This is a genomic window from Sandarakinorhabdus rubra (genome assembly GCF_010994245.1).
Classification (GTDB): Bacteria; Pseudomonadota; Alphaproteobacteria; order Sphingomonadales; family Sphingomonadaceae; genus Sandarakinorhabdus; species Sandarakinorhabdus rubra.
The window spans coordinates 1-10661 of the sequence record NZ_WMHO01000084.1 but is presented as its reverse complement, the minus strand read 5'-3'; the positions used below and the strand labels follow the sequence as shown (position 1 = coordinate 10661).

General features: G+C 68.8%; 5 protein-coding genes and 1 tRNA gene. 2 read left to right on the top strand and 4 right to left on the bottom strand.

Annotated elements, in window-relative coordinates; all coding sequences use genetic code 11:
- Positions 1-61: 61 nt before the first annotated feature.
- A complete protein-coding gene (locus tag GJV64_RS07055; RefSeq protein WP_164156562.1) occupies positions 62-1189 on the bottom strand; it encodes a Ppx/GppA phosphatase family protein in 1128 nt (375 codons plus the stop codon).
- Between the two features lie 174 nt (positions 1190-1363).
- Between GJV64_RS07055 and GJV64_RS07050 the strand changes: the two genes are divergently transcribed.
- Positions 1364-1437: transfer RNA gene (locus tag GJV64_RS07050), tRNA-Gln, on the top strand.
- 36 nt (positions 1438-1473) lie between these two features.
- Here GJV64_RS07050 and GJV64_RS07045 read toward each other — a convergent pair.
- The 3 genes from GJV64_RS07045 to GJV64_RS07035 form a co-directional block, all read right to left on the bottom strand.
- Complete coding sequence (locus tag GJV64_RS07045) at positions 1474-2256, bottom strand: enoyl-CoA hydratase-related protein (RefSeq protein ID WP_164156561.1); 783 nt, start codon at positions 2254-2256, stop codon at positions 1474-1476.
- Positions 2257-2328: 72 nt separating this feature from the next.
- Entirely contained in the window at positions 2329-4179 is a 1851-nt protein-coding gene (locus GJV64_RS07040; RefSeq protein ID WP_164156560.1) for a gamma-glutamyltransferase family protein, read from the bottom strand.
- Positions 4180-4199: 20 nt separating this feature from the next.
- Complete coding sequence (locus tag GJV64_RS07035; RefSeq protein ID WP_235927639.1) at positions 4200-7307, bottom strand: TonB-dependent receptor plug domain-containing protein; 3108 nt, start codon at positions 7305-7307, stop codon at positions 4200-4202.
- Positions 7308-7642: 335 nt separating this feature from the next.
- On the opposite strand from GJV64_RS07035, the gene GJV64_RS07030 reads away from it, so the two are divergent.
- A partial coding sequence (locus GJV64_RS07030) for an amidohydrolase family protein (RefSeq protein ID WP_164156559.1) occupies positions 7643-10661 on the top strand: 3019 nt, incomplete at its 3' end.

Here is a 10661-nt window from a genome sequence, read left to right as displayed (position 1 = left end):
CGGCCGCCGCGCGAACGGCCACCCGGCCCTCCGCCCGGCCCGCCACCTGGCGGCGCGCTGCTCATCGGCCGGCCATCACGCTGGTGGGCCAGGCCCCGTCGCGCGCCATCAGAGTGCGCAAGATGCCCTCGCGGATGCCGCGATCGGCCACCTTCACCTGCCCGCCCGGCCAGCGGGTGAGGATGGCCTCCAGGATGGCGCAGCCAGCGACGATCAGTTCGGCACGGTCGGGCCCCACGCAGGCGATGCGCGCCCGTTCCGCCACGCTGGTCAGCCCGATCGAGCGGCACAGCGTCACCAGCTCGTCCGCCGCGACCGCGCAGCCATCCACCCGCCGCCGGTCATAGCCGGGCAGGCCGAGCTGCACGCTGGCCAGCGTGGTGATGGTGCCCGACGTGCCGAGCAGCTGCACGGCGCCGACACCGCGCGCGGCCAGCCGCGCGTCGAACCGCTCCAGCCAGGGCGCCACCGCACCCAGCATGCGCTCATAGGCAGCCAGCCGGTCCCCGGCATCGGGCCATTGCGGCTCGGTCTCGGCGAGGCTGACAACACCCCACGGCATCGAGATCCAGTCGAGAATGGCCGGCTGGCCGTCGCGGCTCACCGCCTCCACCAGCATCAGCTCGGTGGAACCGCCGCCGATGTCGAACACCAGCGCCGGTGGGCCATCGGGTTCGATCAGCACATGGCAGCCCAGCACCGCCAGCCGCGCCTCTTCCGCCGCGCTGATCACATCAAGGGCAATACCCGTTTCCTTGTAGACCCGCTCCACGAAGGCCAGCCCGTTGCTGGCTCGGCGGCAGGCCTCGGTGGCGACGTTGCGGGTGAGGCGCACCTCGCGGCGGGCCAGCTTGTCGGCGCAGATGGACAGAGCAGAAAGCGTGCGGTCCATCGCGGCATCACCCAGCCGGCCCGATTCCAGCAGTCCCTCGCCCAGCCGGACCACGCGGCTGAAGGCATCAACCACCGTGAAGCCGTCCGGCCCCGGGCGCGCGATCAGCAGACGGCAATTGTTGGTGCCCAGATCCAGGGCGCCATAGGTGCGACCGCGGCGTTGGGCCGGTTGCGGCCCGCGTGGGCTCCCGCGTTCGGCATGACCGGCCCGGAGGCTGGCCCTCTCACCGGTCTGGTCCTTCCCGGCGCGGCCCCCCGAAGGCAGGGGCGGCGCCAACGCCTTTGGAGGCGGCATCGGCTGTTCCGTTCGAAATCATCGCCTTGGCCGCCCCGGATTGGAGCCCGCCGCAGCGAAACCTGAGGCCACGCTAGCCCCAACGCCCGCCGAACGCAAATGGCCGTGCGTCGCCCTGTGCGCAGGTGTTGACCGGCGGCCAAGGCGGCGGTAAACGGCGCCCCTCGCTCGCACTGCCCCGTCGTCTAAAGGTAAGACTCCGGACTCTGACTCCGTTAATCGAGGTTCGAATCCTCGCGGGGCATCCAGCGAACGCCAATGATCCCCGCGCTCGCAACCGCCGCTCAGATCAGCCAGTTCGGGTCCCGCTTTTCGAGAAACGCGGCGACGCCTTCGCGGGCATCGGGGTGGGTGATGTTGGCCAGCGCCCTTCCCTGCACCTCCGCATAGGCCGCCGCGACCGGCAGCGCCGCCTGCGCGCGGAAGCTGGCCTTGCCGGCGCGCAGCACGCTGCTTGCCTTGGCGCAGATGGTTGCCACCAGTGCATCGAGCGCCGCGTCCAGTTCGTCGGGCGGGTGCAGGCCGTTGACGAGGCCAATCCTGAGCGCATGCTCGGCCGGATACAGGCGGCCGGTCACCAGCAACTCCATCGCCTGCTTCGGCCCCACCGTGCGCGACACCGCCACCTGCGGCGTGTGGCACCAGAAGCCGATGTTGACCCCCGGCAGCGCGAAGCGGGCGGTGGTGGCTGCCAGCGCCAGGTCACAGGCCGTCACCAGCTCAAGGCCGGCGGCGGTCGCCACGCCCTCCACGCGGGCGACAACGATCTGCGGCTGCGCCATGATCGCCTGCATCAGCCCTGCGATGCCGGCGAAATCGGCCGCCAGGAACGCGGGATCGGGATCGCCGGCAAATTCGTTGAGATCATGCCCGGCCGAGAAGATGCGGCTGCCCGCAGCACGGATGACGATGACCTTGATGTCCTCGCGCGGGGCCAGCGCCGCCAGCGCCCCGGTGAGCGCCTGCACCAGCCCCATCGACAGGCTGTTCCCGTTGGCGGGGCGATTGAGGGTGAGCGTGGCGCAGGCGCCCGCCTCGCTCACCAGCAGCGGTTCGGCATCGGCCATGGCTCGGCTCCTTCCGGCAGGACTGTGCCGCCGATCGCCGGCGCCGGCAAGCGGCCGTCGGCGTTTGGGCGCCTACCAGCCGAACACGTAGCGCTCACGGCGCACGTCGGCGCCGCCGCGCAGCGTGCCCTTGCCCGGCACTACGCCGGCGGCCACCACGCCGGTCGACACGCCATAGGGTCCCAGCACGTCGAGCTTGTGGCCGCGCGCCGCCAGCGCATCACGCACCGCCTTCGGCACCCGGTCCTCGATCTCCAGCACGCCGGGCTCGTCCTTCTTGACCGAGAAGCTGTTGTGGAAATGGTTGGAGTTGATGCGCGGTTCCTCGATCGCGGCCTGCAGCGGCTGGCCGGCGATCAGCAGACGCAGCAACACGTTCATGATCTGCTGGTCCTGGTTGTCGCCGCCCGGCGTGCCGATGGCCAGGAAGGGCTTGTCGTCCTTCAGCACCAGCGTCGGCGTCAGCGTGGTGCGCGGCCGCTTGTGGGGCGCCAGCACGTTGGGGCTGGTGGCATCGAGATCGAAGATGGTGAGCCGGTTGCTCATCGGCACGCCGGTATCGCCGGCCACGTAAGCGCCGCCCAGCAGCCAGCCCGACGAGGGCGTGCAGCTGAACAGATTGCCCTTGGCATCCACCACCTCGATGGCGGTGGTGTCGGCGCTCGGCCCGGCCGGGCGCTTCAGCATGTGCGGCAGGAAATCGGGCGTGGGCCGCGCCCGGCCCTCGTGAGCCCAGGGATTGCCATAGCGGTGCTGCAGCGAGGCCATCGGGCCGATGAGCTTCGCGCGTTCGGCGGCATAGGCCTTGGACAGCAGCCCCTTGCCCGGCACCTGCGCGAAATCGGGATCGCCGAAGAACATGTTGCGGTCATCGAAGGCGAGCTTGATGGCTTCGGCCAGCGTGTGGAGATACACCTCCGAGCCCGGCGCCATCTGCGCGATGCCGGCAGCTTCCGCGATGTTGAGCGCCAGCAGCAGCGCCGGACCCTGGCTCCAGAAACCGCCCTTCAGCACGCGATAACCGAACACATCGACACTGGCGGGGGCTTCGATCTTGCCCCTGTAGCCGGCGAGATCGGCATAGCGCAGCAGGCCGCCATCGGCTTCCAACGCGGTGGCCATGCGGCGGGCGATGTCGCCGGTGTAGAAGGCGTCGCGCCCGGCCTGGATGGCCTTCACCCGGTCGCGCGTCCGCGCCAGCGCCGCAGCGTCGGCCTCGGCGATGATGCGCAGGGTGCGGGCGAGGTTGGGCTGGCGGAAGACCTGCCCGGTCTCGGGCGGGCGGCCTTCGGGATAATAGGTGCGCCGCGCCCAGTCCCACTGCGAAGTCGCCTTCTGCTGGCTGACGAACACCTCGGCCAGGAAATTGTACATCACGAAGCCGTCGGCCAGCTCGATCGCCGGCTGCATCACCTGCGCCAGGCTCATGGTGCCGTTAAACTGCAGGGCAAGCGCCATGGCATCAACGACCGCCGGGATGGTACCGCCATTGGGGCCGTTGCCGGGGATGACGCCCTGCGCGGCGAAGAACTCCGGTTTCGCCAGGCCGGGCGCGGTGCCCTGGCCGTTGACCACCACGCTGCGCCCCGAGGTGACATCATGGATGATCGCCGGCGCCTCGCCGCCAAAGCCGAAATGCGAGATTTCGGTGACGGCAGCAGCGAACACGGCCGCCACGCCGGCATCGGTGGCGTTGCCGCCGGCCATCAGCATGCGGATGCCGGCGGCGCAGGCATAATGGCGCCCTGCCGCGACGATGCCGAAACTGCCGGTGATCTCCGGCCGCAGCGTCTCGCCGGCGCTGATCAGCCGAGTCGGCTCCACTGGCCCCGACTGCGCGAAGGCCGGCGCCGATGCCATCGCCGCGCCCGACAGCAGCATGGCCGCCACCTCACGCCGGCTGGCGCCTGTTCCGTCGATCATGATCCCCGCCCCTTTTCGGCTCAGAAGCTCTTCGCGACGTTCACGTACCAGTAGCGACGCTGCGGTGCATAGAGGGCCGAGAAATAGCCGGTGGAGGCGAGAGGTGGCGCCATGTTGTCGATGTTGCGCGCGCCCACCGTGATCGCCGTGCCATTCAGGGCATTGTCGGTCTCGAAACGGTAGGTCAGGAACATGTTGGTGGTGGTCTGGCCGCCCACCGGGAAGGGATTGGCCTGGGCGTCACGCACGCCATTCTGCACGATCCGGTCGATATACTGCACGAAGGTGCCGAAGGTAACCGGGCCAAGCGTCCAGGTGAAGTTGCCGGTGAGGCGCCATTCCGGCTGGCCATCGATGCCAACGAAATCGCCGCCCCCGGTGATCGGCACGCCGGCATTGATGGTGCCGGCGGCCTGGGCATCGATCAGTTCCTGCACGGGCGGCGGGGCCGCCACTTCATAGCGGATCAGCTTGGTGGCGTTGAGGTTGAGGCCAAGCGTGCCGAGCACCGCCGTCTGGATCCGGTAATCGACATTGATGTCGATGCCTTCCACCGTGATCGGCTGGAGATTCTCGAAGTTGGCGAGCACGAACTGGAGCTCGCCCACCGGGGCAAGGCCGGTGCCGGCCACTGCGGCGATATCGTCGGCCGTCGGCGTGGCGCGCACCGCATTGGTGTTGGTGGCGCCGTTCACCCGCCGCAGATAGTCAAGATTGAGCTGGTTCTGGAAATCCAGCAGGCCCACCACGTTCTTCTGGGCTATGCGCCAGCGGTCGACGGTGATGTTGAGCTGGCCCCAGCCATCGGGCAGTGGCGGGGCCACAATCACGCCGATGTTCCAGCTTTCCGATTCCTCCGGCTTCAGGTTGGGGTTGCCGCCCGAGCGCCGCAGCACCGAGATGTTGCGGTTGCACTGGCTGAAGTTGGCGATGCGCCCGGCCCTGAGGTCCGCCTCGCACAGCGTGTATTCGACCCCGTTGTTGACGCGGTCGAGCGCCGAGGTGTTGATCACCTCCAGGTTCGGGGCGCGGAAGCCCTGGCCCCAGCTGCCGCGCACGGTCAGGCCGTTGAAGACCTCCCAGGCTGCCGAGGCCTTGGGCTTGGCGACACTGCCGACGTCGCTGTAATCCTCGTAGCGGCCGGCGGCCTGCACATCGAGGCTGCGGATCAGCGGCACGTTCATGTCGGGATTGACCAGTGGAATGGCCAGTTCGAGATAGGCCGACTTGACGTTGCGCTTGCCGAACACGTCCGGGCTGGGGCTGGCGCCGACCAGATCAGACCCATAGAAGATGCCGGTGACGCTGTCAGTGTAGGTGGTGTCCCTGCCGGCCACGCCGCCCTGGCGGGCGTCGCGGTTGTCGCGGAACGTCTCCTCGCGATATTCGATGCCGGCCGCGATGCCGATCTTGTTGCCGGCCCACAGGCCGAGCAGCTCGTTGTTCGACACGCGCAGGTCCCACAGCGCCAGTGTCGTCTTGGTGGCGCGCACCGCCTTGATCCTGAAGCTGTCGATCGTGGCCTGGCTGTTGGTCGTGCAGTCGCCGATGCCGGGTGTCGTGAGGCAGCCGCCGTTGAACGGGTTGTAGGCATCTGACGTGGTGCGGTTGATCGCGGCCTGCAGCGCCGTGTTGGACAGGCCATCGGCGACGTCGCGCGCGGTCGCCCAGCTGTAGAGCACCGCCGATTCCCAGTGCCAGTTGCCGAACTCGCCCTTGAGGCCGCCAAGCAGGCGATACTGCTGGTTGGTCACCTCCACCCGGCGCGGACCGGCATCGACATAGTTCAGCGCCGAAATGGTGACCGGCAGGCCGGCATCGGGAATGTTGAGGCCGGCCAAGCGGTTGGGCGAACCGACCGCGCCGAGCGGGTTCCAGTAGGCATTGGCCGCCACCGTGATCGGGATGTTGGCGAGGCTGCCGCCCGAAGTGACCAGCGCGTCGGTCTTGCCGTGATAGAAGCCGGCTTCGCCGAAGAACTCGAGATTGTCGGTCAGCTCATAGTTGGCGAAGGCGAACAGGTTGACGCGGTCAACGCTCGGCTGGGTGGTAAGCCCCGGGAAGCTGGCTACGTTGTCGAAGCGCAGGTTCGAATCGACACCTGCCATCTCGGTGGTGCCGACCCCATCGTCATAGCACACGCCGGGCGTGGTGCTGCCCACGCGGCAGCCGGTATTGGTGTTGGGCTGGACATGGAACTGACGCGAGGCGTTGGTGAGCGGCGTGCCATTGGTGGTGATGATGCCCGACCCCTGGGCGCGGAACGTGCCCCACGGCGTCGACGTGCTGGTGCCGTTGAAGGCGGCGACATTGGCAAAGCTGGTGCCGGCAACGAACGGCCGGCGGTCGAGGAAGGCGGTATAATCCTGATCGGCCAGCAGCAGCTTCGTCTTGCGGGCATAGCCGCCGAACAGCGTGATGTGGCCGCGGCCGCCGGCAAAATCGGCGCCGGCCAGCACATTGGCCGTGAACTCGCGCAGGCTGGTGCCTTCCGCACCGCCATATTGCAGGTCGATCTTGAGGCCCTTGTAGCTGTCGTTCAGCACGTTGTTGACAACGCCGGCCACGGCGTCCGAGCCATAAAGCGCCGCTGCACCGTCACGCAGGATCTCGACCCGGCTGATCGCGCCGACGGGAACCGTGTTGGCGTTGTAGCCGAAGGTCGGCACGCCGCTGTCGATCACCCCGGTGATCGCCTGGCTGGTGGGGTGCAGCACGCTGCGGCGGCCGTTGATCAGCACCAGCGTGTTGCCGTTGCCCAGGCCGCGCAGCGATATGGTGGAAACATCGCCGCGCGCCGCATTGGGGCTGCCGCCGCCCAGAACCTGTTCGTTGAAGGTGACGCCGCCAAGGCTGGGGATGGAGCGGAACAGGTCGGCGCCGGACACGGCCGCGACCGCCTGGATCTGTTCGGTGCCAACGATGCTCAGCGGGGTGGCACCCGTGTCCTTGGCACCGCGGATCTGGGAGCCGGTCACCACGATCTCTTCGACCTCGGGATCATCGGCACTGGCCTGGTTGCCTGCTGCCTGTGCCGAGGCGGCATTGGCCCAGGCCAGTGCCACCAGAGCCGAAGATGCCAGCACCGCAACCCGGCGCGCCATGGTGTTTGCAAAGAGACCGCTCATGATTACCCCCTCGATGGCCTACACTTTCCGACGACAGTGACGCGCACCTCCCCACACCGGCGACGACAGTCCCCGCCGGTCACAACCCGTTTCTTCTTGTTGTCTTCCCCGCAACGCGTGACCGGTTTTACGATACAGATGCATGCCGATTCCTGCCGGAACCGCACATCCCCGCACCATGACTGACCGCCACCTTGCCTCTACACAGTCGATGTCACATTCCTGCCATATGTGATTTACCGTAGAGGGCGGATTGCCGGGCTGTCGTAACCCTTGGCCGGGGATTGGGGGCACTGCCGGGGCCGTGATGCCGGCACGACAATGGGGGACAGGCGATGGCAGGCAGGCGCAACGGCGGCGGGCACCACGATGGTGGCGGGCGTCAAGGCGGCCTTGCCCGGCGCGATCTGTTCCGGCTTGGCGCGCTCGGCGGCGCTGGTCTTGCTGCCGCCGGCGGCCCCTTGGCGGCATCCAGCGCGCAACCCGGCAAGGTCGGCGCCAGCCGCCGCGCGCTGGTGACAGTCGAGGACGTGACCAACGTCGCGCTTGCGCTTTCACCCGATGGCCGCACCCTCGCCTTCGATCTGCTCGGCCTGTTGTGGACCCTGCCGGTTGGTGGCGGCCAGCCGCGCCGCCTGTCCGGCGAATTCGACGATCTGGCCCAGCCGGACTGGATGGCCGGTGGCCAGCGGCTGGTGTTCCAATCCTATCGCAGCGGCCATTTCCACATCTGGTCCTGCGCCGCCGATGGCAGCGACTGGCGCCAGCACACCGACGGCCTTCACGACAACCGCGAGGTGCGCGCCTCGCCCGATGGGCGCTGGCTGGCCTTCTCCTCCGATCGCGCCGATGGCCGCTATGCCATCCACCTCCTCGACCTTGCCAATGGCAGCGTCAGGATGCTGTCACGCGGCAGCAGCCAGGACAGCGAGCCCTGCTGGTCGCCGGACAGCCGCCGCGTCGCCTATGTCGCCGATGGCAACCGGCTGCTGGTCACCGATCTTGAGGGCACCACCACCGAGGCCGCCGCCGTGCCGCGTTCGGCCGATCGCACCCGCCCGTCGGAGATCCGTGCGCCCGGCTTCGCGCCGGACGGCAGCCTTGCCTGGAGCGTGGTCAGCGCCGGCGCAGTGACGATGATGTGGCGCGGCAAGCCGGTGATCGAGGGCGAGGATCTCTACCCCTTCCGCCCAGCCTTTGCCGCCGATGGCAGCCTGATCCATGCCGCCACCGGCAAGATCCGCCGCCGCGCGCCAGATGGCAGCAGCCGGGTCATCCCGTTCAGGACCCAGGTGCCGGTCGTCACCCCCAGCTATGCCCGCCATCGCCAGTTGGCCGACCCGGCGGCGCCGCCGGCCGGCCCGCAACCGGTGATGGGCATCCACGCGCCGCAGCTGTCGGCCGATGGCCGCCGCGTGCTGCTGCGCGCCCTCAACGACATCTGGCTGCTGGATGTGGGCGGCGGGGCGCGCCGGCTGGTTGCCGATGCCGCTTTCAAGTGCGATCCGGCCTGGTCTCCGGATGGCCGCAGCATCGTCTATGCCAGCGATCGCGGCGGCACGCTCGACCTGTGGGTGCGGGACATCGCAAGCGGGCAGGATCGGCAGCTGACCGATCTGAAGGGCCAGGCCGCCGTCTCGCCCAGCTGGTCGCTCGATGGCAGCCAGGTCGCCTTCCTCGATCAGTCCGGCGCGCTCCACACGGTCGATGTCGCCTCGGGCCGCGTGCAGCGCCGCTATGACGCGCTGTGGGAACCGGGCCGGCCGACCTGGTCGCCCGACGGCCGTCATGTCGCCATGGCCGCCTTCCGGCCGACCACGCCGCGCTATCGAGAAGGTTACAGCGAGATATTGGTGATCGACCTGGTCACCGGGCGCGGCCGCTATCATGCCGTGGGCCCCGGCAAGTCGATCGCGACGCGCGGTGATGATGGTCCGGTGTGGTCACCGGACGGGTGCCACCTTGCCTACGTCATGGGATCAACCCTGTGGGTTCTACCGGTGGATGCCAGCGGCACGCCCACCGGCGCGCCGAAGCAGATCACCCGCGAGGTGACCGATGCGCCAACCTGGCGGGGGGATTCGGGCGCGCTGCTCTATCTCAACAATGGCCGGCTGCGGCTGGTCGGGCTGGATGGCGGCGCACCAGCCACCATCCCCTGCCCGATCAGCTGGGCAGCACCGCGCCTGCCGGCGCGCACCATCGTTCGTGCCGGCCGCTGGTGGGACGGGTCGAGCGACGCCTATCGCGGCGCTGCCGACGTGGTGATCGAGGGCAGCCGCATCGCCGCCATCCAGCCGGCATCGGGCCCGCTGCCCAGCGCTGACGTTGTCATCGATGGCCGCGACCTCACGCTCATCCCCGGCCTCATCGACATGCACACCCATCGCCAGATGCAGGGATATGGCTATGGCGACCGCATGGACCGGCTGTTCCTGGCCATGGGCATCACCACCACGCGCTCGCCCGGCTGCCCGGCCTACCAGATGGTGGAAGCGCGCGAGGCGCTGGCCAGCGGCGCCCGGCTGGGGCCGCGCCATTTTGCCTGCGGCGAGGCGGTGGACGGCAGCCGCATCTTCTACAATTTCATGCGTCCGGTCACCGAGCCGGGGCAGATGGCGCTGGAAATGGAGCGCGCCCGGGCGCTGGGCTATGACATGATCAAGACCTATGTGCGGATGACGCACAAGGTGCAGGCCGAGGTGACGGCGATGGCCCACGCCATGGGCCTGCACGTCGCCTCGCACTATCACTATCCGGCGCTGAACAGTGGTGTCGACTGCACGGAGCATCTGGGCGCCACCAGCCGCTATGGCTATTCGCGCACCATCACCGCGCTCGGCGCCGGCTATGGCGACGTCAATGGCCTGTTCGCCGCGGCCAAGGCAGCGCGCACCCCCACGCTGTTCGGGGCCGGCGTGCTGATGGGCGAGGATGACAGCCTGCCATCTGACCGGCGGGTGCGCAGCCTGATGCCCGCCTGGGATCTGGCCAAGCTCGATGCACGGGTGGCTGCGATCCGCAGCGGGGACCCGGCGCCGCAGCTGGCGGTGCTCAGGCGCAACGTCGAACAGATCAAGGCAACGCTGGCGCTGGGGCATCACCTCATTGCCGGCACCGATGCGCCGATCGATTTCGTTGCCATCAGCCTGCATTTGAACTTGCGCGCCATGACGCGCTTTGGCGTGCGCCCGGTCGATGCGCTCCGCACCGCCACCGGCCATGCCGGCGCTTTTCTGGCCGAGCCGGTGGGCGAGGTGGCGCGCGGCAAGCTCGCTGATCTGCTGCTGGTGGGCGGCGATCCGCTGGCCGATGTGGCCGCCGCCGCCGACGTGCGGCACCTGGTGCTGAACG